General features: G+C 70.9%; 24 protein-coding genes. 8 read left to right on the forward strand and 16 right to left on the reverse strand.

Translation table 11 applies throughout. The annotated features are described in order from the left end of the window. The first annotated feature begins 107 nt into the window (after positions 1–107). Positions 108–758, forward strand: coding sequence for a GntR family transcriptional regulator (locus ACXYMW_RS01140; RefSeq protein WP_459033440.1), 651 nt, complete (start codon positions 108–110; stop codon positions 756–758). A gap of 21 nt (positions 759–779) precedes the next feature. Here ACXYMW_RS01140 and ACXYMW_RS01145 read toward each other — a convergent pair whose 3' ends face one another. Together ACXYMW_RS01145 and carA are read right to left on the reverse strand one after the other, a co-directional pair. Next, positions 780–2,672 carry a glycosyltransferase family 2 protein gene (locus ACXYMW_RS01145; protein ID WP_459033441.1) on the reverse strand — a complete coding sequence of 631 codons (1,893 nt, stop codon included), beginning with the start codon at positions 2,670–2,672 and terminating at the stop codon, positions 780–782. A 171-nt stretch (positions 2,673–2,843) separates the two neighbouring features. After that, positions 2,844–3,995: a glutamine-hydrolyzing carbamoyl-phosphate synthase small subunit gene (gene carA, locus ACXYMW_RS01150; protein WP_459033442.1), complete on the reverse strand. Its 1,152-nt coding sequence runs from the start codon at positions 3,993–3,995 to the stop codon at positions 2,844–2,846. Between the two features lie 190 nt (positions 3,996–4,185). Between carA and ACXYMW_RS01155 the strand changes: the two genes are divergently transcribed. Beyond that, the gene (locus ACXYMW_RS01155; RefSeq protein ID WP_459033443.1) at positions 4,186–4,647 is read left to right on the forward strand and encodes a GatB/YqeY domain-containing protein; all 462 of its coding nucleotides are present in this window, start codon (positions 4,186–4,188) and stop codon (positions 4,645–4,647) included. A 46-nt stretch (positions 4,648–4,693) separates the two neighbouring features. Here ACXYMW_RS01155 and ACXYMW_RS01160 read toward each other — a convergent pair whose 3' ends face one another. From ACXYMW_RS01160 to ctaD, 4 genes are all read right to left on the reverse strand, one after another. Continuing rightward, on the reverse strand, positions 4,694–5,599 hold the full coding sequence (locus ACXYMW_RS01160; RefSeq protein ID WP_459033444.1) for a hypothetical protein: 906 nt from the start codon (positions 5,597–5,599) through the stop codon (positions 4,694–4,696). Beyond that, complete coding sequence (locus ACXYMW_RS01165) at positions 5,599–6,096, reverse strand: DUF2244 domain-containing protein (RefSeq protein ID WP_459033445.1); 498 nt, start codon at positions 6,094–6,096, stop codon at positions 5,599–5,601. Before ACXYMW_RS01165 ends, ACXYMW_RS01160 begins: the two co-directional genes overlap by 1 nt. A gap of 53 nt (positions 6,097–6,149) precedes the next feature. After that, positions 6,150–7,022 (reverse strand): hypothetical protein, encoded by an 873-nt coding sequence (locus tag ACXYMW_RS01170; protein WP_459033446.1) that lies wholly within the window; start codon positions 7,020–7,022, stop codon positions 6,150–6,152. 159 nt (positions 7,023–7,181) lie between these two features. Beyond that, positions 7,182–8,855: a cytochrome c oxidase subunit I gene (gene ctaD, locus ACXYMW_RS01175; protein WP_459033447.1), complete on the reverse strand. Its 1,674-nt coding sequence runs from the start codon at positions 8,853–8,855 to the stop codon at positions 7,182–7,184. 343 nt (positions 8,856–9,198) lie between these two features. On the opposite strand from ctaD, the gene ACXYMW_RS01180 reads away from it, so the two are divergent. Continuing rightward, positions 9,199–9,411, forward strand: a complete 213-nt coding sequence (locus tag ACXYMW_RS01180) for a hypothetical protein (protein ID WP_459033448.1) — start codon at positions 9,199–9,201, stop codon at positions 9,409–9,411. 121 nt (positions 9,412–9,532) lie between these two features. On the opposite strand, the gene ACXYMW_RS01185 is transcribed toward ACXYMW_RS01180, so the two are convergent. The 6 genes from ACXYMW_RS01185 to ACXYMW_RS01210 all read right to left on the reverse strand — a co-directional run bounded on the left by ACXYMW_RS01185 (position 9,533) and on the right by ACXYMW_RS01210 (position 16,182). Continuing rightward, on the reverse strand, positions 9,533–11,407 hold the full coding sequence (locus ACXYMW_RS01185) for a PhoX family protein (protein ID WP_459033449.1): 1,875 nt from the start codon (positions 11,405–11,407) through the stop codon (positions 9,533–9,535). A gap of 89 nt (positions 11,408–11,496) precedes the next feature. Beyond that, the gene (gene lipB, locus ACXYMW_RS01190; protein WP_459033450.1) at positions 11,497–12,174 is read right to left on the reverse strand and encodes a lipoyl(octanoyl) transferase LipB; all 678 of its coding nucleotides are present in this window, start codon (positions 12,172–12,174) and stop codon (positions 11,497–11,499) included. A 66-nt stretch (positions 12,175–12,240) separates the two neighbouring features. Then, positions 12,241–12,813, reverse strand: coding sequence for a CvpA family protein (locus tag ACXYMW_RS01195; protein ID WP_459033451.1), 573 nt, complete (start codon positions 12,811–12,813; stop codon positions 12,241–12,243). Positions 12,814–12,847: 34 nt separating this feature from the next. Further along, positions 12,848–14,215, reverse strand: a complete 1,368-nt coding sequence (gene radA / locus ACXYMW_RS01200; protein WP_459033452.1) for a DNA repair protein RadA — start codon at positions 14,213–14,215, stop codon at positions 12,848–12,850. A 38-nt stretch (positions 14,216–14,253) separates the two neighbouring features. Then, positions 14,254–15,066: a DNA repair protein gene (locus tag ACXYMW_RS01205; RefSeq protein WP_459033453.1), complete on the reverse strand. Its 813-nt coding sequence runs from the start codon at positions 15,064–15,066 to the stop codon at positions 14,254–14,256. 375 nt (positions 15,067–15,441) lie between these two features. After that, entirely contained in the window at positions 15,442–16,182 is a 741-nt protein-coding gene (locus ACXYMW_RS01210; protein ID WP_459033454.1) for an invasion associated locus B family protein, read from the reverse strand. A gap of 423 nt (positions 16,183–16,605) precedes the next feature. On the opposite strand from ACXYMW_RS01210, the gene ACXYMW_RS01215 reads away from it, so the two are divergent. The 5 genes from ACXYMW_RS01215 (at position 16,606) to ACXYMW_RS01235 (ending at position 20,494) form a co-directional block, all read left to right on the forward strand. Continuing rightward, positions 16,606–18,135 carry a helicase HerA-like domain-containing protein gene (locus ACXYMW_RS01215; protein ID WP_459033455.1) on the forward strand — a complete coding sequence of 510 codons (1,530 nt, stop codon included), beginning with the start codon at positions 16,606–16,608 and terminating at the stop codon, positions 18,133–18,135. An 80-nt stretch (positions 18,136–18,215) separates the two neighbouring features. Next, on the forward strand, positions 18,216–18,830 hold the full coding sequence (locus ACXYMW_RS01220; RefSeq protein WP_459033456.1) for a VOC family protein: 615 nt from the start codon (positions 18,216–18,218) through the stop codon (positions 18,828–18,830). Next, on the forward strand, positions 18,827–19,318 hold the full coding sequence (locus ACXYMW_RS01225) for a GNAT family N-acetyltransferase (RefSeq protein WP_459033457.1): 492 nt from the start codon (positions 18,827–18,829) through the stop codon (positions 19,316–19,318). Before ACXYMW_RS01220 ends, ACXYMW_RS01225 begins: the two co-directional genes overlap by 4 nt. A 31-nt stretch (positions 19,319–19,349) precedes the next feature. Next, positions 19,350–20,033 (forward strand): TerB family tellurite resistance protein, encoded by a 684-nt coding sequence (locus ACXYMW_RS01230; protein WP_459033458.1) that lies wholly within the window; start codon positions 19,350–19,352, stop codon positions 20,031–20,033. A 38-nt stretch (positions 20,034–20,071) separates the two neighbouring features. Then, positions 20,072–20,494 (forward strand): hypothetical protein, encoded by a 423-nt coding sequence (locus ACXYMW_RS01235; protein WP_459033459.1) that lies wholly within the window; start codon positions 20,072–20,074, stop codon positions 20,492–20,494. 24 nt (positions 20,495–20,518) lie between these two features. Here the strand turns inward: ACXYMW_RS01235 and ACXYMW_RS01240 are convergent, their stop codons facing one another. The 4 genes from ACXYMW_RS01240 to ACXYMW_RS01255 all read right to left on the reverse strand — a co-directional run bounded on the left by ACXYMW_RS01240 (position 20,519) and on the right by ACXYMW_RS01255 (position 26,148). Then, positions 20,519–22,060 carry a Ppx/GppA family phosphatase gene (locus ACXYMW_RS01240; RefSeq protein ID WP_459033460.1) on the reverse strand — a complete coding sequence of 514 codons (1,542 nt, stop codon included), beginning with the start codon at positions 22,058–22,060 and terminating at the stop codon, positions 20,519–20,521. Positions 22,061–22,154: 94 nt separating this feature from the next. Next, positions 22,155–24,335: an RNA degradosome polyphosphate kinase gene (locus ACXYMW_RS01245; protein WP_459033552.1), complete on the reverse strand. Its 2,181-nt coding sequence runs from the start codon at positions 24,333–24,335 to the stop codon at positions 22,155–22,157. Between the two features lie 41 nt (positions 24,336–24,376). Continuing rightward, a complete protein-coding gene (locus ACXYMW_RS01250; RefSeq protein WP_459033461.1) occupies positions 24,377–25,069 on the reverse strand; it encodes a P-loop NTPase family protein in 693 nt (230 codons plus the stop codon). Further along, positions 25,066–26,148 (reverse strand): AI-2E family transporter, encoded by a 1,083-nt coding sequence (locus tag ACXYMW_RS01255; protein ID WP_459033462.1) that lies wholly within the window; start codon positions 26,146–26,148, stop codon positions 25,066–25,068. Before ACXYMW_RS01255 ends, ACXYMW_RS01250 begins: the two co-directional genes overlap by 4 nt. Positions 26,149–26,170: the final 22 nt, after the last annotated feature.

Below are 26,170 nucleotides of genomic sequence, written 5' to 3' on the forward strand. Positions count from 1 at the left end.
TGACCAGCGGCAATCGCGGCCGGCGGTGCGACGATACCGCCCCTTGGCGCGCTTGATCGCGGCGCCGGGCTGCCGCTATCGTGCGCCGACCTCATTCAGGAAGACGCATGTCCCAGATCCGCCCCTCCCAGAAAGACGCCTACACGCTGATCCTCGAGGCGATCGATACCGGCGCCTACCGGCCCGGCGACCGGCTGGTGGAGAGCGATCTGGCCGAACGCTTCGGGGTCAGCCGGACGCCGATCCGAGAAGCCCTGCAACGGCTCGAGACGCAGTCGCTGCTGACCCGCGACGGGCGTTCGCTGATCGTGGCCTCGCTCGATCACAACCAGATGGCGGAGCTCTACGCGGTGCGCACCGAGCTCGAGGGGCTGGCGGCCCGGCTGGCGGCGCGGCACGCCACCGAGGAGGAGATCCTGGTGCTGTCGGAGATGGTCGAGGCCGACCAGGCGCTGCTCAACGATCCGGCGGCGCTGGCGCGGGCGAACCGGCGCTTCCACTCGCAGATCCACCTGGCCTCGCACAACCGGTTCCTGGTCCAGCAGCTCGACCTCGTGCACCGCTCGATGGCGCTGATGGCGACCACCTCGCTGGCGGCGCAGGGCCGCGGCACGGTGGCCCTGAACGAGCACCGGGCGATCGTCGAGGCGATCGCCCGGCGCGACGAGGATGCCGCCTATGTGGCGTTGTGCGACCACATCTCGCAGGCCTTCGTGACCCGCCTGAAGGAAGAGAGCCGGACCCGCGGCGAGGCCTGAGCCGGCCCGAAGGCGGCCGGCTCAGCCGGTGGCGCCGTCGCCGGAGCGGTCGGGCCGCGAGGCGCCGTGGGCGGTCTTGTCCCAGAAGAAGGGGGCCGTGACGGCTTCCCAGAGCGCCTTGTAGGCGGCGGCCACGCCGAGCGGGAAATAGAGCAGCAGCAGCGGCACCCAGCGCATCAGCCGGCGATGCGGGCTGCGCGCCACCGCGGCGAGGCCCGCCGCCAGGGTGATCGCGTGGGCGCCGAGAAACAGCGCCGCCAGCCCGGCCGCGTCGATCCAAGGCGGCAGCGGCGGCGCGCGGCCCATCGGGATCAGCCAGAAGGCCCAGATCAGCGGCGCCAGCAGGAACTGCGCCCAGGCGGTCAGGAACAGCACCTGCACGCCCAGCCAGCGGCGCGCGCCGAGCTGGCGCCAGAGCCGGCGCGGCGCGCGATTGTGCACCCGCCAGGTCATCATGTAGCCCTTGTGCCAGCGCGAGCGCTGCCGGATCCACGGCCAGACGCGGTTGTTGGCCTCCTCCAGGGTGACGGTGGGGAACACCTCGGTGCGGTAGCCGAAGCGCGCCAGCCGCAGCCCCAGATCGGCATCCTCGGTGACGTTGTGGGCGTCCCAGCCGCCCACCCGCTCGAGCGCCGCGCGGCGAAAATAGACCGTGGTGCCGCCGAGCGGGATCACCAGGCCGAGCCGGCAGAGCCCCGGCAGGACGAGGCGGAACCAGGTCGCGTATTCGATGGTGAAGCAGCGCGACAGCCAGTTGGCGCGCGGATTGTAGAAATCGAGGATGCCCTGCAGGCAGACGAGGTCGGCGGGGGCGCGGGCAAAGGCGCGGGCGATGCGGTCGAGCTGGTCGGCGGACGGCGCGTCCTCGGCGTCGAGGATGCCGATCAGGCTGCCGCGGGCGAAGGGCAGGGCGTAGTTCAGCGCCCGCGGCTTGGTCTTGAGCCGCCCCGCCGGCACCGTGACAATGCGGATCCAGCCCGGCAGCGGCAGCGCCGCCAGCGCGTCGCGGGTGGCGCGGTCGTCCGCCTCGAGGATCAGCAGCACGTCGGTCGCCGCCCTGGGGTAGCGCAGCCGGCCGAGCCGGCGCAGCAGGTCCGGCAGGATCGCGGTCTCGCGGAAGAGCGGCACCAGCAGGCTGATGCAGGGCGTCTCGGGCGCCGGCGCGCGGCGCGCGGCCGGTGCGGGCGGCGTGGCGCGGCGCGGCCGCCAGGCGGCGCAGATCGCCAGCAGCTTAAGCGCCTCCGCGGCGCAGAGCAGCGCCACCGCGATGAGCACCACGGCGGCGAAGAAGAAGGCCGGCGCGAAGACCAGCAGGGCGCCGCAGCCGAGCATCCAGAGCGCCGCCGCCAGCCGCCGCCGCGGCGGTGCCGCGTTGCGGTCGCGGCAGCTGAGATCGGCGGGCAGGGCGGTCTCCGCGCGCAGCGCCAGGTCGGCCCGGCACCGCGCCTCGATCTCGGCCTGGAGATCGGCCTCGCGCATCAGCGCGCAGGCAAGGCGGTCGTAATGCGGCGCCAGGGCGGGCCGCAGCGCCTCGAAGGCGGCGGAACTGGTCGCGGCGACGATCAGGGTGGCGCCCCGCCACTGCCAGGGCGCGGCGCCGAGGCGCAGGCAGAGGACCGGATCGACGAGACCGGAGAGCCCCGGATCGGGCGGGTCGCGGCGGCGGTCGAAGGCGGCGAGACCCTGCCGCGCAGCCTCCGCGCGCAGCAGCGCCGCCGGAGTCACCAGATCCTCGGCCAGCAGCAGACGGTCGAGCGGCACGCGCTGGCGCCGGGCACGGGACAGCGCCGCCACCAGGTCGATCCGCGTCAGCGCGCCTTGGTCCACCAATACGCAGCCCAGCGGCCGGCCGAACGCCGGCACCGTGGCGCCTGCGCGGCGGCGCGATGCGAATTCCGGCCGAAGCGTCTGCATGCCGCGTTCCCCCGTGGCTCAGGGGAACGTGGCGAAAATGATTTAAGATTCGCTAAATTTGCGCGCGTTTCGGCAAGCCAGCCGAAGCGCGCAAAGACCTGTCGGTTGCAGTCCGGGGCGCGCCGGACCGGCGCGGCGGCGGCGTGCCCCGGGCGGGACACGCCGGCCGGATCAGGCGCGCTCCATCGAACGGGCGAAGCGTTCGAAAAGGTAGAAGCTGTCCTGCGGGCCGGGGCTGGCCTCGGGGTGGTGCTGCACCGAGAAGACGGGCTTGTCGGCCATCCGGAGCCCGCAATTCGAGCCGTCGAAGAGCGAGACATGGGTCTCGAGAATGCCGGTCGGCAGGGTCTGGCTGTCGACCGCGAACCCGTGGTTCATCGAGGTGATCTCGACCTTTCCGGTCTCGATCTCCTTGACCGGATGGTTGGCGCCGTGATGGCCGTGGTTCATCTTCACCGTCTTGGCGCCGAGCGCCAGGGCCAGCATCTGGTGGCCGAGGCAGATGCCGAAGACCGGCAGGTCCTTCTCCAGCACGCCGCGGATCATCGGCACGGCGTATTCGCCGGTCGCCGCCGGGTCGCCGGGGCCGTTCGACAAAAAGACCCCGTCGGGCGACTGCGCCAGGACGTCCTCGGCGGTGGCCGAGGCGGGCAGCACCGTCACCTCGCAGCCGGCCGAGGCGAGGCTGCGCAGGATGTTGCGCTTGGCGCCGTAATCGATGGCCACGACGCGGTGGCGCGGCTCCTTCAGCGGCGCGTAGCCCTCGGGCCAGGCCCAGCGCATCTCGTTCCAGCGGTAGGATTGCGCGCAGGTCACCGATTTTGCCAGATCGAGCCCGGTCAGGCCCGGGAAGGCGCGCGCCTGCGCCACCAGGCGGTCGATGTCGAAGCGGCCCTCGGGATCGTGCGCCAGCGCGACATGCGGCGCGCCCTGCTGGCGGATCGCCCGGGTCAGCCGGCGGGTGTCGACGCCGCCGATGGCGATTCGGCCGCGGCTCGCCAGCCACTCGCCGAGGCGCTGCGCGGCGCGCCAGTTCGAGGGATCGGTGGGCATCCACTTCACCACCATGCCGGCAGCCACGGGATCGTTGCTTTCGTCGTCCTCGGGGTTCACCCCGACATTGCCGACATGCGGGAAGGTGAAGGTCACCACCTGCCCGGCATAGGAGGGATCGGTCATGATCTCCTGGTAGCCGGTCATCGCGGTGTTGAAGCAGAGCTCGGCCTGGGTCTCGCCCACGGCGCCGAAGCCCTGGCCGTAGAACACGGTGCCGTCCGCGAGGGCGAGGCATGCGGTTGGGTGGTCCGGCCGGATGGCTGACATGGGGCGACTCCTCGATGCGGCGGGCAAATCGCGGCATAGGTAAGGAAGTGGTCCCGCAGGGTCAAGGGGCGATGGAAATGCGAAAATCTTGCGTTTCCATACACTTGGCGACGTAGCGGCAGAGTTGCGCGCCGCCGGCGGCTGGCGTAGGGTCGGCATTTGCACGCAACAGCGGGACGAAAGGACGGGGATGGAGCTTCGAGCGCGCATCGCGGCGGCCACGAAACAGGCGATGAAGGAGCGGCAGGCGGACCGGCTGTCGACCCTGCGGCTGATCAATGCCGCGATCAAGGATCGCGACATCGCCGCCCGCGGCGACGGCACCGATACCGGCGTGCCCGACAGCGAGGTGCTGGCGATCCTCGAGAAGATGGTCAAGCAGCGCCGCGAGAGCGCCCGCACCTACGAGGAGGGCGGCCGGCTCGACCTGGCCGAGCAGGAGCTGGCCGAGATCGCGGTGATCGAGGAATTCCTGCCGCGCCGGCTGACCGACGAAGAGGTCGAGCAGGCGGTCGATGCCGCGGTAGCCGAGCTCGGCGCTAACTCGATCCGCGACATGGGCCGGGTGATGGGCGTGCTGAAGGCGCGCTATGCCGGGCAGATGGATTTCGGCGCCGCAGGCCCCATGGTGAAGGCACGGCTCTCGGCCTGAGCGCGCCGTCGGGCCGTCCGGGGCGCGTCGCGCCCCGGGAGGGGTCTCAGGGAAAGTCCCGGGCGATCGCCGCGAGGGTCTCGGGCGCGTCGATGCGGAACCGCTCGACGAAGCGCGCCTTGAAGCCGACGCGGCCGCGCCGGGCGCCGAAATTCTCCCCGTGATTGAGCTCGTAGAGCACCGAGGGCCGTTCCAGCGGCGTCAGCCTCTGGCCGGCCAGCGCCGCCAGATAGGGAAACATCCGGTGCTCGTGCTGCGTCATCGCGGCGAGGAAGGCCGCGCTTTCCGGCAGGCCGGGATCGTGCGCCAGCGCGGCGCAGGAGCCGCAGAGCTTCCAGAACGGCTTGCGCAGCGGCATGCCGGGGCGCGGCGGCCCGGCCAGCGCGATGGCGCCGGTGCCGGCATCGCGCACGAAGCCGGTCTCGGCCAGGTAGCCGCCGGGCGCGGCCCGGCCCAGCATCTCGGCCACCGTGCCCTGGCGCAACAGGTCGTCGGCGTCGAAGCTCATGACGTAGCCCGGGGTCTCGGCCCGCGCGCCGTGATCGGCGCAGAGCGCCGCGAGCTTGCGCCACTTGTCGTTGCCCGGCGTCGGGTCGTCGAAGGGCAGGTGGCGGATGCGGTCGTCGGCGGGCAGCGGCGGCGCCTCCTGGCAGCAGATCACGGCGCGCCAGCGGGAATCGTCCTGGGCCCGGAAGCTTTCCAGCGTGGCGGCCAGCCGGCCGGTCACCGCCTGCCAGTCGCCGACATCGCGGGGGCTGACCAGCGGCACCAAAAAGGTGACCTCGCGCGGCGTCGGGGCGGGGTGTCCGGCCCGGGCGGCGCGCAGGCGCAGGGCAGCCTCCTCGGACGGGGCCAGCGGCCCGGCCCGGCGCGCCGCCGCGGGCCCGCCGAGCGCGGCCAAAAGCCGGCGCAATGCCCGGCGCGGCTTCGGAGTGGCGGGCGCCTGGGCCATCAGCGCGCCACGATCCGCCGCAGCCGGTCGGCGAGGTCGGCATAGAGCGCCTTGCGCTCGTCCTCGGACAGGAAGGCGCCGATCTCGACCTCGCGGCCGCAGCCGGTGAGGGTGACGTAGAAGGGCACCGGCCCGCCGTCGGGGTGGAGCGCCACCTTGGCCCAGTAGGGATTGCATTCCCAATCCTGCGCCGCGCCGTCCGGATTGCGCCGGACCAGCCGGATGCAGGTCGGATCGAGCGTCAGAATCTCGAGGATGGCCCGGTCGCGGAAGTTGCGCCTGAGGCCCCACCAGAGCCCGCCCACCGCGAGCAGCATGAAGGGCAGCAGCCCCCAGAGCAGCGCCGTGCCGAGCAGCGTCGAGAGCGGAATCGTGGCCAGCCCGAACACCGCCAGGATCGCCGCGGCAAAGCCCTCGGGCGGCAGCGAATTGTGCGGCCAGGCGCGCAGTTCCTGCGGGCCGTCCGGGGTTGCGGGAGGGGACCAGGCATAGGGCATGGGCCTAGAATATCGCACCGTCCGGCGGGCGACAGGGACAGGTTGTCTCGCCCCTACCATTGCGGCGCGCAATGGCTCTCGACCGCGGCCAGCATCGCGGCCTTCTGCTCGGGCCGGATCTGCGCCACGCAGGCCTCGGCCAGCCGCGCCAGCGCCGCCACCCGGTCGCCGGCATCGGCATTGGCCTCGGCGGCGCGCTGGATCGCGTCGAGCCGGACGAAGCTGTCCTCCATCTTGCCGAAGGCCGACTGGAAGCGCAGGTCGCCCAGCCGCTTCGGGCCGAAGCGCCGGGTCAGCGCGAAGACCGGGTTGCCGGCGTAGCGCAGGCGGATGGCGTAGAAGAGCAGCGCCTTGACCTGGTCGGCGGCCCGGCCGAGCTCCTCGGGCTCGACAATCAGGGACAGGCCCACGGTCTTGACGATGTTGGAGGTCGAGTTGAACAGGTAGGGCGAGACCCGACGCGGATCGATCCCGTCGAGCGCGTCGCGGGTGCGCCGCGCCCAGGCGCCGCGCTCCGGGTGGCCGGTCAGGATGCCGCCATTCAACAGCACGTTCAGCACCGAGAACCGCATGTGCACGCCGTCGAGCCGCAGCGCGTTGCGCGCCGGCAGGCCCATGGCGCGCTCGAGGATCGTCGTCAGGGCCGGGATCAGCCGGGCGGTGAGGTCGCGGTCGACCAGTTCGCTGGCCTTGTGGGCGGCGGCGATCATGGCGTAGTCGCGGTCGTTGGGCAGCAGCGCGGGCTCGGCGCTCAGCGTCTCGAGCAGCGCCGCCTGCTCGCGCAGGTCGGCGGGGCGGTGGCGCTTGTGGTAGATCAGCGCCTGCGCGGTCTTGCGCCGGTCGCGGCGGCCAAGCCCGGCCAGCGCCGCCGCGGCTTCGGCGGCGGTCAGGAGGGTGAAGTCGCGGCCCTTGCCCAGTTCATACATGTCGTGCCGTCCCGCGCTGTGGCTCGCCGCAGCAATACGCGCCTCGCGCCGGCGTGCAACCGCTTCGCCGCCCGGCGCGCCGCGGAACGGCCGCCGGGACGGAAAAAGGCCCCGCGGGTTGCGCGGGGCCTTTCGGAAAGGTCGGGTCGGGGGCGCCGCTCAGTGCGCGTGACCCTTGTCCCAGTCCTCGCGCTTCGGCAGCTGCTCGAAGGTGTGCTCCGGCGGCGGCGAGGGCAGGGTCCATTCCAGGGTGTCGGCGTATTCGTTCCACGGGTTCGCCGCGGTCTGACGCTCGCCCTTCAGCAGGGAGTAGATCACCACCCCGAAGAAGAACAGGAACGAGGCAAAGGACAGGAAGGCGCCCCAGCTCGACACCGCGTTCCAGAGCGCGAAGCCCTCCGGATAGTCGATGTAGCGCCGCGGCATGCCCTGACGGCCGAGGAAGTGCTGCGGGAAGAAGGTGATGTTGGCGCCGATGAACATCGCCCAGAAATGCACCTGGCCGGCCCATTCGGGGTACATGCGGCCGGTCATCTTCGGGAAGTAGAAGTAGATGCCCGCGAAGATGGCGAAGACCGCGCCGAGGCTCATCACGTAGTGGAAATGCGCCACCACGTAGTAGGTGTCGTGATAGGCGCGGTCGATGCCGGCCTGGGACAGGATGATGCCGGTGACGCCGCCCACGGTGAACAGGAACAGGAAGCCGAAGGCCCAGAGCATCGGCGTCTTGAACTCGATCGAGCCGCCCCACATGGTCGCGATCCACGAGAAGATCTTAACCCCGGTGGGCACCGCGATGACCATGGTCGCCAGCATGAAGTAGCTCTGCTGGGTCAGCGACATGCCGACGGTGTACATGTGGTGCGCCCACACGACGAAGCCCAGCGCGCCGATGGCGATCAGCGCCCAGACCATCGGCAGGTAGCCGAAGATCGGCTTGCGCGAGAAGGTGGCGATGACGTGGCTGATGATGCCGAAGCCCGGCAGGATCACGATGTAGACCTCGGGATGGCCGAAGAACCACAGGATGTGCTGGTACAGCACCGGGTCGCCGCCGCCGGCCGGGTCGAAGAAGGTCGTGCCGAAGTTGCGGTCGGTCAGCAGCATCGTGATGGCGCCCGCCAGAACCGGCAGCGACAACAGGATCAGCCAGGAGGTCACGAAGATCGACCAGGAGAACAGCGGCACCTTGAACAGGCTCATGCCCGGGGCGCGCATGTTCAGGAAGGTGGTGATCATGTTGATCGCGCCGAGGATCGACGAGGCGCCGGAGACGTGCACCGCGAAGATCGCCAGGTCCATCGAGAAGCCGCCTTCGCGGACCGAGAGCGGCGGGTAGAGCACCCAGCCCACGCCGGAGCCGGTCTGGCCGTTGCCGCCCGGCGCCAGCACCGAGCAGACCGCCAGCGTGGTGCCGGCGGCATAGAGCCAGAAGGACAGGTTGTTCATCCGCGGGAAGGCCATGTCCGGCGCGCCGATCTGCAGCGGCATGAAGTAGTTGCCGAAGCCGCCGAAGAGCGCCGGGATGACCACGAAGAACATCATCAGGATGCCGTGCCCGGTGATCAGCACGTTCCACAGATGGCCGTTCGGCGTGCATTCGCCGGCTGCGGCGGCGATCAGGCGCGCGCCTTCCTGGCACATGTACTGCACGCCCGGATCCATCAGCTCCAGGCGCATGTAGACGGTGAAGGCCACCGAGATGAACCCGGCCACCGCGGAGGTGATCAGGTAGAGGATCCCGATGTCCTTGTGGTTGGTGGACATGAACCACCGCGTGAAGAATCCGCGATTGTCGTGGTGGTCATGGCCGTGCATGGCGGCGTCTGCCATCTAAGCCTCCTCGATTGTGGGGCGTCTCCGGGCAGAATCCGCCCGCACCCTTCCGGTCTGGCGCCGTTTTAGGAAATGCCCCCGCGGGCGGCAATGATCGGTTTTGCCGCAGTCCGAACTATTTGTCGCAGCCCGGCGCGGGCTTGCGCGGCGGCGGCGCGGGTGCGGCGCCGACGCTGGGGCGCGCCGCGGGTGCGGCGGCGATCCCACACCCTGCCGGGCGGCGCGGCGGCACCCGCAAATCGCCGCTAGGCCCGACTCGGCCCTCCGTGCTAGCGTGAGCAAGAAATCGCCGACCGGCGCCTCTGGGGGGAGAGCGGCTGGACAAAAGGAGGACAAGAATATGGCATTTCTCGATTCGCACCGTATCCTGCTGCGTCCCTCGCGGTCCGGCGAGATGTTGCGCCGTCTCTGGGAAACCCCCTTCGACCGCCGCGCCCGCGAGATCTCGCGCCGGGTGGCGGAACTGCGCGCCCTGTCCGAGGAGGATCTGGCGGCGCGCGGCCTCCAGCGCTCCGACATCCTGCGCTACGCGCTGACCGGCAAGACGAGCTGATCCTAGGATCGGCTGCCGCGCGCGTCGGCGCGCGGCAGGTCACGGCAAACGGCCCCGGAGCGCTCGGGGCCGTCGTCGTTCGGGGCGCCGCCGCCCGGGGCGCGCGCGGGTGCGGGCGCGGTCAGCCCACCGCCGCGCCGTCGGAGCGGCGGATCTGGATCACGCTCGAGCGGGGCAGCGCGCCGGGGCCGTCGGGGAACGGCGCGTCCGGGTGCTGGATGCCCACGAACATCGTCGCGCGGTCGGCCGACCAGGTCAGGCCGGTCACCTCCGACCCCTTCGGCCCGGTCAGGAAGCGCGCGATGCGGCCGGTCTCGGGGTCGCCGGCCAGCATCTGGTTGTTGCCCATGCCGGCGAAGTCGCCGTCGTTCGAATCGTCGCCGTCGGTCTGGATCCAGAGCAGGCCGGTGGAGTCGAACTGCATGCCGTCGGGCGAGTTGAAGAGGTTGCCCTCGGTGACGTTGTCGGATCCGGCATGGGCGCCGTCGTGCACCAAGGGGTTGCCGGCCATGACGTAGAGATCCCAGTCGAAGCGGTCGGCGGCGTGGTCCGCGCCCTCGGGGAACCAGCGCAGGATCTGGCCGTATTCGTTGGCCGCGCGCGGGTTCGCGGCGTTCACCGGCATGCCCTCGCCGCCGCGCTTGGAATTGTTGGTGAGCGCCACGTAGCCGGCAACATTCGTCGGGTTCACCGCCACCCATTCCGGGCGGTCCATGCTGGTCGCGCCGACCGCGGAGGCGGCGAGGCGGGTCAGGATGGCGATCTCGGCGGCGTCGGCCAGGCCGGTCGCCTCGGGGGTCAGGGCGATCCACTCGCCGGTCATGTCGTCGTGGAACCGGGCGACGTAGAGCTGGCCCTCCTCGAGCAGGGTCGCGGTGTCGCCGCCCTCGACATAGGCCGCGTCGGACACGAAGCGGTAGAGGAACTCGCCGCGCTCGTCATCGCCGAGATAGACCACCACCCGGTTGTCCCGGGCCAGCGCGCAGGCGGCGTTCTCGTGCTTGAAGCGGCCGAGCGCGGTGCGCTTGACCGGCACCGAGGCCGGGTCGGCGGGGTCGATCTCGACCACGTAGCCGTGGCGGTAGGGCTCGTTCGGGGTCCGGGTGACGTCGAAGCGCGGGTCGAACTTCTCGTAATTGTAGCGCCCCTCGAGGCCCACGCCGTAACGCGCGAAATCCTCGGGCAGGGTGGCTTGGGCCTCGGGATCGGCGGCGCCGAAATAGCCGTTGAAGTTCTCCTCGCAGGTCAGGTAGGTGCCCCAGGGGGTCCGGCCCGAGCCGCAATTGTTCAGCGTTCCCAGCACCTTGACGCCCTCGGGGTCGGCCTCGGTGCGGAGCTTCGCGTGGCCCGCGGCGGGGCCTGCAAGGCGCATCTCGGTGTTGCGGTGGATGCGGCGGTTGAGCGGGCTGTCGACGACGATCTGCCAGCCGTCCGCGGCTTCGGCGATCTCCATCACCGTCACGCCCTGCATGTTCTGCAGGATGCGCACCTCGTCGGCGTCCTGCGGCATGCCGTCGTCGCGGTGCGGCAGGTTGGTCTTGGGGTTGGCGTATTCGTGGTTTACCGCGATCACCTGCCGGCCCGCGACCTCGAAGGCCTCCATGCCATCGGTGTTCTCGCCGAAGACCTTGTCCGAGGAAGCAAGGTCGACGCCGGTCTCGGGGTCGAAGCCGGCGCCCGAGAACAGCGCGTCGCCCCAGCGCGCCAGCGGCTGCCACCGGTAGCCCTCGGGCACATGCACGGTGGCGTCGGTGAAGATGCCGATCGGCTCGAACGGGATGCGCGCGGCGGCGGCCGCCTTGGCGCGGGCGGAAGTGGCGCCGAGGAGGCCGGTGCCCATCACCGCGGCGCCCGAGCCCACCGCCAGCACGCCCGACAGGAAGCCGCGGCGCGAGATCGCCCGCTCGACCACGCGGTCGAAGTCCGGCGTCTCATGGCGCGGGAAGTGCAACTCGTCCCATTCGTCCCAGGAGAGGTGGCTGGTGTCTTTGGTCATGGCTGTCCCCAAAACTGCGTGTTCGCAGCCCGAGGCCTAAGCCCGGCCTGCTGCAGTTTTGTGACCCAAGACGAAGCTTTCGTGACGTTTCAGCCGCGTCCGGCGGCGGCCGGGGCCGGGGCGGCGAAGACCGTGTCGAAGCTCCGCCGCAGCGCCACGTCGACATCGTCCATGGTCACCGGCAGACCGAGATCGACGAGGCTGGTGACGCCGTATTCGGTGATCCCGCAGGGCACGATGCCGGAGAAATGCGTGAGGTCGGGCTCGACGTTGATCGACAGGCCGTGGAAGCTCACCCAGCGGCGCAGGCGGATGCCGATGGCGGCGATCTTGTCCTCGGCCGGGGCGCCGGTGGCGGTGCGCGGCTTGTCGGGCCGTTCGATCCAGACCCCGACCCGGCCCTCGCGGATATGCCCGGTGAGGCCGAACTCGGCCAGCGCGGCGATCACCCAGGCCTCGAGATCGGCGACGAAGCGGCGCACGTCGCGGCCGCGCCGGGCGACGTCGAGCATGACATAGGCGACGCGCTGGCCGGGCCCGTGATAGGTGTATTGCCCGCCGCGCCGCGTCTCGTAGACCGGGAAGCGGTCGGGATCGGTGAGGTCGGCAGGCCGCGCGCTGGTCCCCGCGGTGTAAAGCGGCGGGTGCTCGAGCAGCCAGATCAGTTCCTCGGCCCGGCCCTCGGCGATGGCGGCGGCGCGCGCCTCCATCTCCGCCAGGGCCGCGGGGTAGTCGGTCAGACCGTCGGAGATGCGCCATTCCACCATGGCGCAGGGCTTAGGTAGAGCCGCGGCCGGGGTCAATCCGCCCCGCGGCCCCGGCCCGGGGGACGCTCAGGCGTCGTTCGGCCCGGGCAGGTCGCAGACGCCGACCAGTTGCTCGTACTGGGTGGTGACCCAGCCCAGCGCCTGGTCGGGGTTCTGCGCCTCGATGCGGTCGGTGAAGCGGGCGAAGACCGCGGCCGAGCGGCTGTCGTCGATCATCGGGATGTCCTGCGCGGTGATCACCGTCTGGTAGACGAAGAAGCCGATCGCCACGAGCAGCACGCCGCGCGCCACCCCGAAGAGGAAGCCCAGGCCCTGGTCGAGCCCGCCCAGCGCCGAACGCTGCACCAGCCCCGAGAAGACCGGGGTGAAGAACGACACCACGATCAGCGCCACCGCGAAGACCGCGGCGAAGGCCGCGATGATCGACAATTCGCAGCTGTCGGAGAGGAATTCGCCCACCACCGGCAGTTCCTTGACCAGCGGCTGGGCCTGCGGCGCGAACAGGAAGGCCACGATGGCGGCGGCGATCCAGCCGGCGATGGCCATCGCCTCGCGGACCAGTCCGCGCGAATAGGCCAGCAGCGCCGACAACACGATGACGACCGCCACGACGGCGTCGACTGCGGTGAAACCTTCCATGAACCTGCCTCTCGAACCTCTATGCGCCTGAGCGTCAGCCCGCGCCGAACACTTCGCCAACGAAGGCCGTCAGATCGCCCATCTGGGTGAGGGACAGCCCCGACGCATCCCCGGACTTGCCGCCGCGGGGCATGATCGCCGCGGTGAAACCAAGTTTCTGCGCCTCTTTCAACCTGTTTTCGGTCTGCGCCACCGGGCGCAGCGCCCCGGAGAGCGAGATTTCACCGAAGATCACCGTTTCGGCCGGCAGGGCGGCGTCCTCGCGCGCCGAGAGCAGCGCCGCGGCGACCGCAAGATCCGCCGCCGGCTCGGAAATCCTCAGGCCGCCGGCGACGTTGAGATAGACGTCGAGCCCGGCGAAGGGGATGCCGCACCGCGCTTCGAGCACCGCGAGGATCATCGACAGCCGCCCGCCATCCCAGCCGACGCTGGACCGGCGCGGCTGCGATTGCGGCGTCGGCGCCACCAGCGCCTGGATCTCGCACAGCACCGGGCGGGTGCCCTCGATGCCGGCAAAGACCACCGAGCCCGCCGCCGGCGTGCCGCGCTCCGACAGGAACAGCGCCGAGGGGTTGGCAACCTCGGCGAGCCCGGCGCCGGTCATCTCGAAGACGCCGATCTCGTCGGCCGGGCCGAAGCGGTTCTTGACGGCGCGCAGAAGGCGGAACTGGTGGCCGCGCTCGCCTTCGAAATAGAGCACCGTGTCGACCATGTGCTCGACCACCCGGGGGCCGGCCAGCTGGCCGTCCTTGGTGACGTGGCCGACCATCACCACGGCGAGCCCGCGGCGCTTGGCGAAGCTGGTCAGCTCATGGGCGGCGGCGCGCACCTGGCTGACGCTGCCCGGCGCGCTCTCCACCGTGTCGGACCACATGGTCTGGATCGAATCGACGATGGCGAGATCCGGCGCCTCGGCCTCCAGCGTGGTCAGGATGTCGCGCAGGGCGGTGGCGGCGGCGAGCTTGACCTGGGCCTGGTCGAGGCCGAGCCGCGCCGCCCGCATGCGGATCTGCGCCGCCGCCTCCTCGCCGCTGACATAGACCACCTTGAGCCCGGCGGCGGCGAAGGCGGCGGCGGCTTGCAGCAGGAGGGTGGACTTGCCGATGCCGGGATCGCCGCCGACGAGGATCGCCGACGCCGGGACCAGCCCGCCGCCCAGCACCCGGTCGAGTTCGGGCATGTGCGAGGGCGTGCGCGGCGGCGGCGTCTCGTGGGCTGAGAGATCGGTCAGCGGCACCGGCGTGCCGCGCACCGCGCCGAGGCTGCGGCTGCCCGGCCCGGTGGAGAGCGGCGCCTCCTCGCGGATCGAGTTCCATTCCCCGCACGCGTCGCAGCGCCCCGACCATTTCGAGGTCGCGGCGCCGCAGGATTGACAGACGAAACTGGGTGCGTTCTTGGCCATGCCGGGGCTTTATGCCGCCCCGGCCACCGGCTGCAAGGTCACTCCGCCGCGCGCTGGTGCAGCAGCGAGACGATGCGGGAATCGTCCTGGTGGGGGGCCGCTTCGCGCGCGGCTTCCGCCTCGGCATCGGCGACCACCCGCGGGCCGCGGCGCTCGTGGCTCGGCGCCTCCTCGACTTCGTGCAGCTCCGGCAGCACCTCGGTGAGTTCGTCGCAGAGCCGGGCGAGCTGCGATTCCGCCACCGCCTCGTCGGTCTCGACGCGGGCCAGCCAGAGCCGGATCTCGTTGGCGACGCGCTTGGCGGTCTCGAGGCGCAGGTTGAAATCCTCGATCTCCTGCTGGCGCTGGATCAGGAAATCGCGCGCCCGGGCGACGTTGCGGTCGGAATAGACCGCCGCCAGCTCGCGCGAGAGGTGGCTCATCTGGGACGCGACCTCGAGCACCGAAGGTTCGAGATCGGCCAGATCCGGGTGGTCGCGGAGGAAGGCCATGCGCTCGCGCACCGAATCGAACTCGGATTTCAGCTGGAACGCGCCGCCGCGGTCGGCGGCATGCGCGACCTGGTAGGCGCGCGCAACGTCCTGCATGCCGATCTGGAAGCGGCGATGCGAGGTCTCCAGCGCCATCACGCGGGCATTCGAGGGCAGGAAGAAGCACAGACCCACGGCCAGCGCGGTGAGGGCGATCTGGACCGCCGGCCCGGCGCCTTCGAGCACCGTGGCGCCGAAGGTGAGGTCGAGCGCCAGCCAATCGGCACGGCCCAGCGCACAGGCGATGGTGTAGGCGAGAAGGGACAGCGCGATGGTGGCCAGAACCAAAGCCGTCAGGCGCTGCATCAGAAATTGAATCACATGAAAAGACGATCTGAACGTAGCAATCATGGCGCGCCCCTTGTCGGTTGGTCGCAGGCAATCAATACCGGCGATTTTATGCCGAACGCGGCAAAATTCATTAAGTTTCTTCGACTCCAGCCCGATTCAGTGGAAAATGACGGGTTGTGTCGGATTCGCCTCACCTCCTGCGCGAACCTGTGCGGCCGGCGGCGACAACGGGAGCGGATTGCGCGGATTGTTCCCGTAATGCGCGGCCGGGCCCCGCGGTTCCCCGAAATCGCCGCAAGACGCCCTTCGCGGCGCCGGAACGACGCCGGAAACGACGCCGGAACGAGACGGGCCGGCCGCCGCAGGGACCGGCCCGGTCTGGTGTCTTGGCTCAGCCTGGCCCGGTCAGGGCGAGGGGATCGGCGTCAGCTGGTCGAACCCGGCGGTGAAGCCCGACAGCGACATCTCGGTGACCACGCGCTGATCGGGGGCGAGCGCCGGCACGATCGAGACATTGGCCACGGCGCCGCGCTTGAAGCCGTTCAGATCCTCCTGGGTGAAGCCGATCCGCGCGATGCAGCCGATCTGCGTGCAGAAGGCGAAATCGTAGCGCTTGGCCTGGCCGCCATCGACGGCGATGGTCAGCTTCTGGGTCAGCAGGGTTTCGAGCGGCACGATGACATTGGCGCCCGCCACCACCTGGCCGCCGCCCTCGACCTTGAAGATCCGGGCCTCGGCCACCGGGTTGTCCTCACCGGCGCGCAGCAGCTGGTAAAGCTGGCAGGGGCCCTCGGATCCGTCCTCGAGCCGGATGCACTCGACCTTCCAGTCGCCTTCCTCGGATTTCACGAAGGTGTTGTCCTGGCGCTGCCCGACGGCCTCGCCCGGCTCGGCGATGCCGGTGTCGAGCGCGTCGTCGACCGGGCTGGTGCCGCCGGTCTCGGCGGCGGCCGGAGCTTCCGGCGCCTCTTCGGTTCCGGCGGCCTCGCCGGCGGCATCCGCATTGCCGGTCTCGGGCGCGGTCTCGGTCGTCTCCCCGGCTTCGGCGGCCGGTGCCTGCGCGGTTCCCTCGGCCTCGTCCTGGGCAAAGGCCGGGGTCGCGGCCATCAGCGCGATCAGCGACAGGTGGGTCAGTCTGGGTCTCATGCAATTCTCCGAGCGATCCATACGTCACGGCGCGCATATCATGGCACCGGGGGCGTGTCAGGAGGGATGGCGACCGGCGCCGGCGGCGTCCGGCCGGTGGGCGGGACAGGGACGGCGGAGCGGCACCAGCAGGGCCCGGAACGTGAAAAGGAGCCGGTAACCGGCTCCCTTTCGTATCGTTTTGCTCCCTGTCGGACCGGCCGACCTTGTTTCTGGGTGGGACGCTACGACGCGGATCCGGATCGGTCAACAGGCAATGTTGCGCCGATGGCGGGGCACAAAAAAGCCGCGCCCGGGGGCGCGGCCAGTCCAGACAGGGAGGAAGTCCGCCCGGACCCCAAGAGGACATGCGATCCGGACGAATTCATACTGGAGCCAAAAGGTTAAGTTTGTATCCTACGCCGGTCCGGAGGGAGGTGCGGGATGGAGGAGGGGATCTTCGTGGGCGGCGGCGGGCCCGGGAATCGCGTGCCGCAGCGCCTCGCGCTGCGCTACGCCAATCGGCACGGCCTGATCGCCGGCGCCACCGGCAGCGGCAAGACCGTGACCCTGCAGATCCTCGCCGAGGGGTTTTCCCGGGCCGGCGTGCCGGTGGTGCTGTCGGACGTGAAGGGCGATCTGGCGGGCCTCTCCCGGCCCGGATCGGAGCGCTTCCGCCTGCACGGCGCCTTCGCCGAACGGGCGGCGCAGATCGGGCTCGAGGATTACTGCTACGCCGCCTGCCCGGTGACCTTCTGGGACGTCTTCGGCGAACAGGGCCACCCGGTGCGCGCCACGCTGGCCGAGATGGGTCCGATGCTGCTGGCGCGCATGCTCGATCTCAGCGCGGCGCAGGAGGGGGTCCTGGCGATCGCCTTCCGGGTCGCCGACGAGCAGGGGCTGCCGCTTCTCGACCTCGCCGATCTGCGGGCGCTGCTGGTCTGGCTGGGCGAGAACCGCGCGGCGCTGTCGCTGCGCTTCGGCCATGTCGCCCCGGCTTCGGTGGCGGCGATCCAGCGCCGGCTGCTGATGCTCGAGGCCGAGGGCGCGGAGGCCTTCTTCGGGGAGCCCGCGCTGGAGATCGGAGACCTGATGCGGCGCAGCCCGGACGGCCACGGGCAGGTCAACATCATTGCCGCCGACCGGCTGATGGCGGCGCCGCGGCTCTACGCCACCTTCCTGCTCTGGCTGCTGTCGGAGCTCTTCGAGGAACTGCCCGAAGTCGGCGATCCGGAGCGCCCGAAGCTGGTCTTCTTCTTCGACGAGGCGCATCTGCTTTTCGACGATGCGCCCAGGGCGCTGCTCGACGCGGTGGAACAGGTGGCGCGGCTGATCCGCTCCAAGGGGGTCGGCGTCTACTTCGTCACCCAGACCCCGGACGACGTTCCGGAGGACGTGCTGGGCCAGCTCGGCAACCGGGTGCAGCACGCCCTCAGGGCCTTCACCGCGCGCGACCGCGCCGCCCTGCGCGAGGCGGCGCGGACCTACCGCGACAACCCGGCCTTCGACACCGAAACGGCGATCCGCGAGGTCGGCGTGGGCGAGGCGGTGACCTCGTTCCTGGGCGCCAAGGGCGTTCCCGGCATGGTCGAGCGCACGCTGATCCGACCGCCATCCTCGCAGCTCGGCCTGATCGCCGAGGCGGAGCGCCGGGCGATCCTGCAGGCTTCCGACATGGCGGCGAAATACGACACCCCGGTGGACCGCCGCTCCGCCGCCGAGATGCTGGCCGGACGGACCCGGGCGGTGGCGGCGGAGGCGGAGCGCTCGCCCCCGGCGCCGGCCTCCCGGCGCTATGGCGGGCGGCATTCGCCGGGCCCCGCACCGCGCCGGGCTGACCCGGATCCGGCCAGCCCGGACCTGATCGGCGATATCGGGCGTTCCCTTGCGGGCGCGCTGGTCAGGGAACTGGGCGGCACGACCGGACGGCGGCTGGTGCGCGGCGTCCTGGGCGGCCTGTTCCGCGGCCGGTGAGGGGTCGTGGCGTTACTTTGTGCAGGGATTTTACTGGAGCTTCGGGCATGCTGGACCGACAGGGCAGAATTGGGACGGGAATGATCGCACTCGATCACCTTGCGGTTCTTGGCGAGACACTCGAGGAGGCGGCGGCGCATGTCGAGGCGGCGCTGGGCCTGCCCATGCTGCCGGGCGGCAAGCATCCGCATTACGGCACCCACAACCGGCTGCTGGGCCTGGGCGACGGCCTGTTTCTCGAGGCCATCGCCTGCGATCCCGCCGCCCCGCCGCCGGAGCGCGCGCGCTGGTTCGGGCTCGATTCCTTCCGCGGCCCGGCCCGGCTCGACAAGTGGATCTGCCGGGTCGCCGATCTCGACGAGGCGCTCGAGGAGCTGCCGATGGCAGGCCGCCCGGTGGAGCTGTCGCGCGGCGCCCTGCGCTGGCGCATGGCGGTGCCGCCGGACGGCGCCTTGCCCTGGGACGGGCTGTTCCCGGCACTGATCGAATGGCTCAGCCCGGTGCCGCCGGGCAACGTGCTCACCCCGTCGGGCTGGCACCTGAAGGAACTGATCGTCGCCCATCCCCGGGCGATGGAGATGGCGGAGCTGCTGCGCCCGCATCTCGATGCCCGCCGCGTCTGCTTCGTCGACGAGCCGGTGCCGGCGCTGCGGGCGGAGTTCGGTTCCGGAGACCACCGGCGCATCCTGCAATGACCATCCGCCCCGCGCGGCCCGACGATGCCGCCGCCCTCGTCGCGCTGGTCAACCCGCTGGTGAGCGACACGACGGTGACCTTCACCACGGTGCTGCAGACCGAGGACAGCATGCGCGCGGCGATCGCCGACCGGCTGCCGGCCTGCCTCGTGGCGGAGCGCGACGACGGGTTGGCGGGATACGTCTCGGCCTTCCCGTTCCGCGCCGGGCCGGGCTATGCGCGCATCCGCGAACACACCATCGTGGTGGCGCCGGGGCAGCGCGGGCAGGGCGCCGGGCGCGGCCTGATGGCGGCGCTCGAGGCGGTGCTGCGCGCCGACGGCATCCACGCCCTGGTCGCCGGGATCAGCGGCGAGAATCCCGCCGGCTGCGCCTTTCACGCGGCGCTGGGCTTCCAGCGCGTCGGCCTGCTGCCCGAGGCGGGGTGGAAGTTCGGCCGCCATATCGATCTGGTGCTCATGCAGAAAATGCTGTCGCCGCCGCGCTGACAAGGCCGCGGCGACGCCCTACACTCCGGCCATGTCGATCTGGACCCGCATCACCGACGCGCTGCGCTCGCTCGCCCAGGGCGAATCGCTCGCCACCGTATTCGACCGCCTGCGCAGCCCGCCGGAGCGCTCGGTCGCGTTCACCATCGCGGTGATCGCGCTGGCCGCCAAGATGGCCAAGGCGGACGGGCAGGTGACCCGCGACGAGGTCAGCGCCTTCCGCGAGGTCTTCCAGATCGCCCCCGAGGACGAGGCCGGGGCGGCCCGGGTCTTCAACCTCGCGCGGCAGGACGTGGCGGGGTTCGACGATTACGCCCGGCGCATCGCGCGGATGTTCGACGACGCTTCCGAGACGCTCTGCGACCTCGTGGAGGGGCTGTTCCACATCGCCATGGCGGATGGCCGCTACCACCCGGCCGAGGATGCCTTCCTGTCCGAGGTCGCGGCCATCTTCGGGCTCGACGACCGCGCCTTCCGGGCGATCCGGGCGCGCTACGTGTCCGACGCCGAGCCCGATCCCTATACCGTGCTCGGCGTGTCGCCCGACATGGACCTGACCGAAATCCGCAGGGCCTGGCGGCAGCTGGTGCGCGACAGCCATCCCGACCGCATGGTGGCGCGCGGCCTGCCGCCCGAGGCGGTGAAGATGTCGGAGCGGCGGCTGGTGGCGATCAACCGCGCCTGGGAGGAGATTTCCGGCGCCCGCGCCGCCTGAGGGGTGACGCCGGGCGGCGCGACGCTATCTCTGCCGGCATGAGACCGCGCCTGTCCTCGATCCGTGCCACCTGTCTCGCCGCGGCGCTCGCGGCGGCGCCGGTGGCGGCGCAGCAGGAGACGCCCGATCCGCCGCCCCGGGCGGAGACCGAGACCGACCCGGGGCCGAGCCTGATGGAGCAGGGCCTGCGGCTGTTCTTCGAAGGCTTCATGGACGAGTTCGAACCGGCGCTGCGCGATCTCGCCGAACTGGCCGAGGGCGTGGAGCCGGCGCTGCGCGATTTCATGACCGAGATGGGACCGGCGCTGCGCGAATTGCTGGCCGAGGTCGACGATTGGTCGGTCTATCACCCGCCCGAACGGCTGCCCAACGGCGACATCATCCTGCGCCGCAAGACGCCCGAGGAGATCGAGGAGCCGCCGCTCGAGGAACCCGGCCCGGACGGCCAGATCGAGCTCTAGGCCGCGGAGGGCCGGCCGGGCGCGTCAGGCCACGCGCACCTCGGTGCGGGCGTCGAGCGTGCCGGCCAGCGCCCGGAACCGCGCTTCGGCCACCTCCCCGAACAGCGGCGCCGCCACCGCGCTCAGCTCGATCCGCAGCAGCTTGTCCTCCGGGTTCCAGCGCAGCCGCGCCGCGGCCTCGCGCTTGTCGGACATCCAGAGCATGGCGCCCAGCCGCATCGCCTTGCCGAGCGTTTCGGCATCCTTCAGGCATTCGGCATCGGCCAGCGCGAAGAAATCCTCGAACCGCGTGCCCTCGCGCTTGTTGCGGTAGCGGTGCAGCAGGGCGAGGCCGAGGAACACCCGCTCGGCATGTTTCAGGCCGCCGAGATTGGCCCGGGTCGCGTTCTCGAAACAGGTCTCGGCGCGGTAATCGGGATGGGCGCGCCAGCTCACGTCGTGGAGCAGGCAGGCCGCCTTGACGATGCGCAGCCGCGCCGGGCTGGCGGCGGGAAACAGCGGCGCCACGAAATCGTAGAGCGTCCGCCCGTAGCCCGGCATCCGGGCATCCTTGGCCTCGGCGAAGCGGCAGGCCTCGATCAGCGGATCGCGCGAGCGCAGATCCTCGGGCATCTGCTCGTAGAGCAGGCCCTCGCGGATGCCGTAGCTGGAGATCGCGATGTCGGCCGGATCGACCACGGCGACGAGCTGCTTCAGCACCTCGGCCGCGTAGGGCACCAGCGCCATCCGCGAGGCGGACAGCGAACAGGCCTTGCGCAGCTGGTCGAGATCGGCGCGCTCGATGAATTTCACCGTGTCGGCCACCGCCTTGGCGTCCATGCGGTATTCGTGCAGCACGTGCAGCGGGTAGGCGCGCCGCTCCATGTCGATGCGGGCGATGGCGCGCCACGAGCCGCCGACCAGGAACAGCCGGTCGCGCTGGGTGCCGAGCCGGCCCGAGACCTCGTCGAGAACCTTGCGGATGTGCTTCTCGCGGGCGGCGCGGCCATCCTCGATGTCGCGCAGCCGCAGCGGGCCGAGCGGCGTGGTCACCCGGCGGCCGACCTTGCCGCCCGAGATCTCGGCCAGTTCCATCGACGATCCGCCGATGTCGCAGACCAGCCCGTAGCTGCCGGGCCAGCCCAGCAGCACCCCCTGGGCGGAGAGCCGGGCCTCCTCTTCGCCGTCGATCACCCGGATCTCGAGATCGGTCTCGCGCGCCACCTCGGCGCAGAAATCCGGCCCGTCCTCGGCCTCGCGCACCGCCGCGGTGGCGACCACCAGCAGCTTGCCGGTCTTCATGCCGTGGCTCAGCAGGTCGAAGCGCTTGAGCGCCGCCAGCGCGCGGGCGCGGCCCTCGGGGTTGAGCCGCCCGGTCTCGGCCATGCCGGCGCCGAGGCCGCACATGATCTTCTCGTTGTAGAAATAGGCCGGGCTGCGCGCGGCCCCGTCGAAGACCACGAGGCGGACCGAGTTCGAGCCGATATCGACCACCCCGACCCGGGCCAGGGCCCGCGCCTTGGCGTCGGAAAAGAAGGGGCGCTCGGACTTCCCGTCGAAGGGATGCGGGTCAGCGGCTGCGTCCATCTGCGACTCCGGGCGGGCTGATGTCGGGGCGACCCTTTCAAGGGCCGCCGGGCGGGTCAAGGGTGACGCCGCGCGGGCGGCGGCACAATTCCGGTCAGAGGTCGTCGCCATGGGTCAGGTCCGGCACGTCCTTGGCGCCGGCCGAGCCGCGCCCCGACAGCGACGGGTTCTCCATGAAGAAGCGGTGGCAGTTGAAGGCGAAGACGCCCTCCTCGAACTCGTCCCGGCGAAAGCGGCCGTCCGGGGTCATCGCCCAGGACTGCGCCACGTCGGCGAGGTTGGCCGCCATGATCTGGCTGACGATCTGCGCCTTCACCGTGTCGTTGTGGATCTCCACCAGGGTCTCGACCCGGCGGTTGAGGTTGCGCCCCATCCAGTCGGCCGAGGAGATGAAGACGCGGGCCTTGCGGTGCGGCAGGCCGTGGCCGTTGCCGAAGCAGACGATGCGGCTGTGTTCGAGGAAGCGTCCGATGATCGACTTCACCCGGATGTTCTCGCTCAGCCCCTTCACGCCGGGGCGCAGGCCGCAGATGCCGCGGATCACCAGCTCGATCTTCACCCCGGCCTGGCTGGCGCGGTAGAGCGCGTCGATCATGTCGGGCTCGATCAGCGAGTTCAGCTTGGCCCAGACATGCGCGGGCTTGCCGGCGCGGGCGAAGCCGACCTCGCGCTCGAGCATCTCGAGCAGCGAGGATTTCAGCGTGTGGGGCGAGATCGCGAGGTTTTCCAGGCCCTCGGGATAGGCGTAGCCCGACAGGTAGTTGAAGACCTTGGAACTGTCCCGGCCGAGCGCCGGATCGCAGGTGAAGAAGCTGAGATCGGTGTAGAACTTGGCGGTGATCGGGTGGTAATTGCCGGTGCCGAAATGCGAGTAGGTGACCAGCCGGTCGCCCTCGCGGCGCACCACCGTCGACAGCTTGGCATGGGTCTTCCAGTCGAGGAATCCGTAGACCACATGGGCGCCGGAGCGCTCCAGCCGCCGCGACTGGCGGATGTTGGCGGCCTCGTCGAAGCGCGCCTTGAGCTCGACCAGCGCGGTCACCGACTTGCCGTCCTCGGCGGCCTCGCAGAGCGCGTCGACGATGGGCGAGTTGCGCGAGGTGCGGTAGAGCGTCTGCTTGATCGCCACCACGTCGGGGTCGAGCGCCGCCTGGTGCAGGAAGCGCACCACCATGTCGAAGGTCTCGTAGGGGTGGTGCAGCAGCATGTCCTTCTGGCGGATCGCCGCGAACATGTCGCCCTCGTGGTCCTGCACGCGCTCCGGCACCCGCGGCGTGAAGGACGGCCAGAGCAGGTCGGGCCGGGCGTCGAGGACCAGCTCCTTGGTGTCGGCGAGCCCGACCATGCCGTCGAGCTCGATGACCTCCTCCTCGCGGACGTGCAGCTCCGACATCACCACGCGGCGCAGCGCGTCGGGCGCGCCGGTGGAGATGGTCAGCCGCACCACCTCGCCGCGCCGCCGGCGCTTCAGCGCGACCTCGAATTCGCGCACCAGATCCTCGGCCTCTTCCTCGACCTCGAGATCGCTGTCGCGCAGCACCCGGAAGCCGAAATGCTGCTTCACCCGGTAGCCCGGGAACAGCGAATCGATGTGCAGGAGCAGCAGGTCCTCGAGCAGGATGAAACGCTGGGTGCCGTTGTCGGCGGGCAGGGCGATGAAGCGGTCGATCTGCGCCGGGATCGGCAGCAGCGCCTGCAGGGTGCCGCGGTCCTTGCGCGTCCGCTCGAGCTGCAGCGCCAGGCAATAGCCCATGTTGGCGATGAACGGGAAGGGATGGGCCGGGTCGATGGCCAGCGGCGACAGCACCGGGAAGACGCCGTCGAGGAAGGCCTGCTTGAGATAGGCGCAATCCTCCTCGCTCAGCCGGTCGCGGCCGAGGATGCAGATTCCGGCCTCCTCCATCAGCGCCTTGAGCTCGGCCAGGACGCGCTGCTGGGCGGCCATCAGGCGGCGGGCATCGGCGTCGATCTGCACCAGCTGCTGCGCCGGGGTCAGACCGTCCGCCGCCGGCGTGGTGTTGCCGGCCTGGGCGAGCTCGCGCAGGCCGGCCACGCGGACGGTGTAGAACTCGTCGAGGTTGGAGGCCGAGATCGACAGGAAGCGCAGCCGCTCGAGCAGCGGCACGCGCGGGTTCTCCGCCTCCTCGAGCACGCGCCAGTTGAAGCCCAGCCAGCTCAGTTCGCGGTTGACGAAGCGGTCGGGGCCGGAGGCGTCGAAGTCCTTCAGCGTCACCGGATCGGGAAACGCCGAGTTGAGAAAGTCGGTATTGGCCATGGCGCCGCTATGGCGGGACACGGTGACGGTGTCGTGACGTTTCATGCCCCCTCCTCGGGATCGCTCTCGGCGAAGGCCTCGCGGGCGATCGCCAGGGTCACCCGGCGGCGCCGCGCCAGCGCCGTGCGGTCGATCTCGGCGACCAGGCGCTGGGCGTCGGCGAAGGCCCGCGGCATGCGCCGCACGAGATAGGGGATGACGCCGGGATCGGGGACGATCTGGCGGTCGGCGAAGAGCTTGGCCAGCACCGCCGAGAGCAGCGTGTCGTCGGGCGGGGCGAGCTTGGCCACCGGGGTGGAGTGCAGCCGCGAGGCGAGGTCGGGCAGGGCAAGCGGCCAGCGCGCCGGCGGCAGCGCCCCGGTCAGCAGCAGCGAATGGCCCTCGGCCAGGACCAGGTTGTGCAGGTGAAAGAGCGCGTCCTCGGCCCGGCGGGCCCCGGCCAGGCGGTCGGCATCCTCGACGCAGACCGGCCCGGTGGCGAGGCCCGGGATATCGGCCTCGGCAAGGTCCTCGGCCGCCACCAGATTGCCGCCGCTCTCGGTGCGCCAGACCTGGGCGAGGTGGGTCTTGCCCGACCCCGGCGGGCCGACCAGCGCCAGCTTGCGCGCCGGCCAGGCCCGCCAGGCATCGATCTGCGCCACCGCCACGGCGTTGGCCGGGGCGACGTAGAAGTCGCCGCGTCCCAGCGCGGGCCGGGCGGGCAGGTCGAGGCTGAGCTGGCGGGCGGCGGTCACGTGCGCGGATCCCTCAGTTCGGCGCGGCCCTCCGTGGTCGCGCCCAGATAGAGTTGCGAGCCCAGGTACTGGTCGACGAGGAAGCGCGCCACCACCCCCAACGCCGCGGCGATCGGCACCGCGAGGAGCAGACCCACGAAGCCGAAGACGGTGCCGAACACCGCCATGGCGAGCAGCAGCCAGACCGGGTGCAGCCCGACCGAGTCGCCGACCAATTTGGGGGTGAGGACGTTGCCCTCGATCACCTGGCCGACCTGGAAGATCAGCGCCACGGCGAGGATCCACCACCATTCGCCCCAGAACTGGAACAGCGCCAGGCCGATCGCCAGCGCGCCGCCGACGATGGCGCCGACATAGGGGATGAAGGTCAGGAAACCGGCCAGCACCCCCACCACCAGCCCGAATTGCAGCCCTACCAGCCACAGGGCCAGCGCGTAATAGGTGCCGAGGATGACGCAGACCGTGCCCATGCCGCGGATGAAGCCCGCCAGGGTGCGGTCGATGTCGCGCGCCAGCTGCCGCAGCGTCGGGGCGTGTTCGCGCGGCAGCAGCCGGTCGACCTTGGCCACCATGCGGTCCCAGTCCATCAGCAGGTAGACCGCCACCACCGGCACGATCACCAGGAGCAGCAGCAGGTTGATCAGCGAGGCCGCCGAGGTCAGCGCGGTCTTCAGCAGCGCCCCGCCGCGTTCGCGGATGGCCTCGCCGATGGCGAGGATCTGGTCGCGGGCCGGGCTGCCCTGTTCCATGACCTGCGGGAAGCGTTCGGCCAGGAAGACCTGCAGGTTGCGGAACACCTCCGGCGCGATGTCGATGAGCTGGCCGGTCTGGCGCACCAGGGTGGGCACCACGAGCAGCGCCAGCAGCACCACCACCGCGAGCGCGCAGACGGTGATGATCGCCGTGGCCAGCCGCCGCGAGGTGCCGGCCGCCTCCAGCCGGTCCGCCACCGGATCGAGGAAATAGGCCACTGCCGCGCCCAGCACGAAGGGCAGCAGCACGTCGCCCAGGGCCCACAGGATGACCGCCGCCACGATCGCGGCGATGCCCCAGTATTTCAACTGCTCGCGGAGCGGCATGGTGTCTCCCGAAATGCCCCTG

The organism is Roseivivax sp. CAU 1761 (assembly GCF_054482755.1).

What these genes read in the sequence shown, in the direction of transcription:
- lipB (WP_459033450.1), bottom strand. Translation starts at nt 12,174, where the DNA reads ATGGTGGAATGGCGCATCTCCGACGGTCTGACCGACTACCCCGCGGCC.
- ACXYMW_RS01230 (WP_459033458.1), top strand. Translation starts at nt 19,350, where the DNA reads ATGTCGATCTGGACCCGCATCACCGACGCGCTGCGCTCGCTCGCCCAG.
- ACXYMW_RS01170 (WP_459033446.1), bottom strand. Translation starts at nt 7,022, where the DNA reads ATGTATGAACTGGGCAAGGGCCGCGACTTCACCCTCCTGACCGCCGCC.
- ACXYMW_RS01220 (WP_459033456.1), top strand. Translation starts at nt 18,216, where the DNA reads ATGATCGCACTCGATCACCTTGCGGTTCTTGGCGAGACACTCGAGGAG.
- ACXYMW_RS01210 (WP_459033454.1), bottom strand. Translation starts at nt 16,182, where the DNA reads ATGAGACCCAGACTGACCCACCTGTCGCTGATCGCGCTGATGGCCGCG.
- ACXYMW_RS01195 (WP_459033451.1), bottom strand. Translation starts at nt 12,813, where the DNA reads ATGGAAGGTTTCACCGCAGTCGACGCCGTCGTGGCGGTCGTCATCGTG.
- ACXYMW_RS01145 (WP_459033441.1), bottom strand. Translation starts at nt 2,672, where the DNA reads ATGCAGACGCTTCGGCCGGAATTCGCATCGCGCCGCCGCGCAGGCGCC.
- ACXYMW_RS01245 (WP_459033552.1), bottom strand. Translation starts at nt 24,335, where the DNA reads ATGGCCAATACCGACTTTCTCAACTCGGCGTTTCCCGATCCGGTGACG.
- ACXYMW_RS01235 (WP_459033459.1), top strand. Translation starts at nt 20,072, where the DNA reads ATGAGACCGCGCCTGTCCTCGATCCGTGCCACCTGTCTCGCCGCGGCG.
- carA (WP_459033442.1), bottom strand. Translation starts at nt 3,995, where the DNA reads ATGTCAGCCATCCGGCCGGACCACCCAACCGCATGCCTCGCCCTCGCG.
- ACXYMW_RS01160 (WP_459033444.1), bottom strand. Translation starts at nt 5,599, where the DNA reads ATGGCCCAGGCGCCCGCCACTCCGAAGCCGCGCCGGGCATTGCGCCGG.
- ACXYMW_RS01155 (WP_459033443.1), top strand. Translation starts at nt 4,186, where the DNA reads ATGGAGCTTCGAGCGCGCATCGCGGCGGCCACGAAACAGGCGATGAAG.
- ACXYMW_RS01225 (WP_459033457.1), top strand. Translation starts at nt 18,827, where the DNA reads ATGACCATCCGCCCCGCGCGGCCCGACGATGCCGCCGCCCTCGTCGCG.
- ACXYMW_RS01165 (WP_459033445.1), bottom strand. Translation starts at nt 6,096, where the DNA reads ATGCCCTATGCCTGGTCCCCTCCCGCAACCCCGGACGGCCCGCAGGAA.
- ACXYMW_RS01240 (WP_459033460.1), bottom strand. Translation starts at nt 22,060, where the DNA reads ATGGACGCAGCCGCTGACCCGCATCCCTTCGACGGGAAGTCCGAGCGC.
- radA (WP_459033452.1), bottom strand. Translation starts at nt 14,215, where the DNA reads ATGGCCAAGAACGCACCCAGTTTCGTCTGTCAATCCTGCGGCGCCGCG.
- ctaD (WP_459033447.1), bottom strand. Translation starts at nt 8,855, where the DNA reads ATGGCAGACGCCGCCATGCACGGCCATGACCACCACGACAATCGCGGA.
- ACXYMW_RS01185 (WP_459033449.1), bottom strand. Translation starts at nt 11,407, where the DNA reads ATGACCAAAGACACCAGCCACCTCTCCTGGGACGAATGGGACGAGTTG.
- ACXYMW_RS01255 (WP_459033462.1), bottom strand. Translation starts at nt 26,148, where the DNA reads ATGCCGCTCCGCGAGCAGTTGAAATACTGGGGCATCGCCGCGATCGTG.
- ACXYMW_RS01180 (WP_459033448.1), top strand. Translation starts at nt 9,199, where the DNA reads ATGGCATTTCTCGATTCGCACCGTATCCTGCTGCGTCCCTCGCGGTCC.
- ACXYMW_RS01215 (WP_459033455.1), top strand. Translation starts at nt 16,606, where the DNA reads ATGGAGGAGGGGATCTTCGTGGGCGGCGGCGGGCCCGGGAATCGCGTG.
- ACXYMW_RS01140 (WP_459033440.1), top strand. Translation starts at nt 108, where the DNA reads ATGTCCCAGATCCGCCCCTCCCAGAAAGACGCCTACACGCTGATCCTC.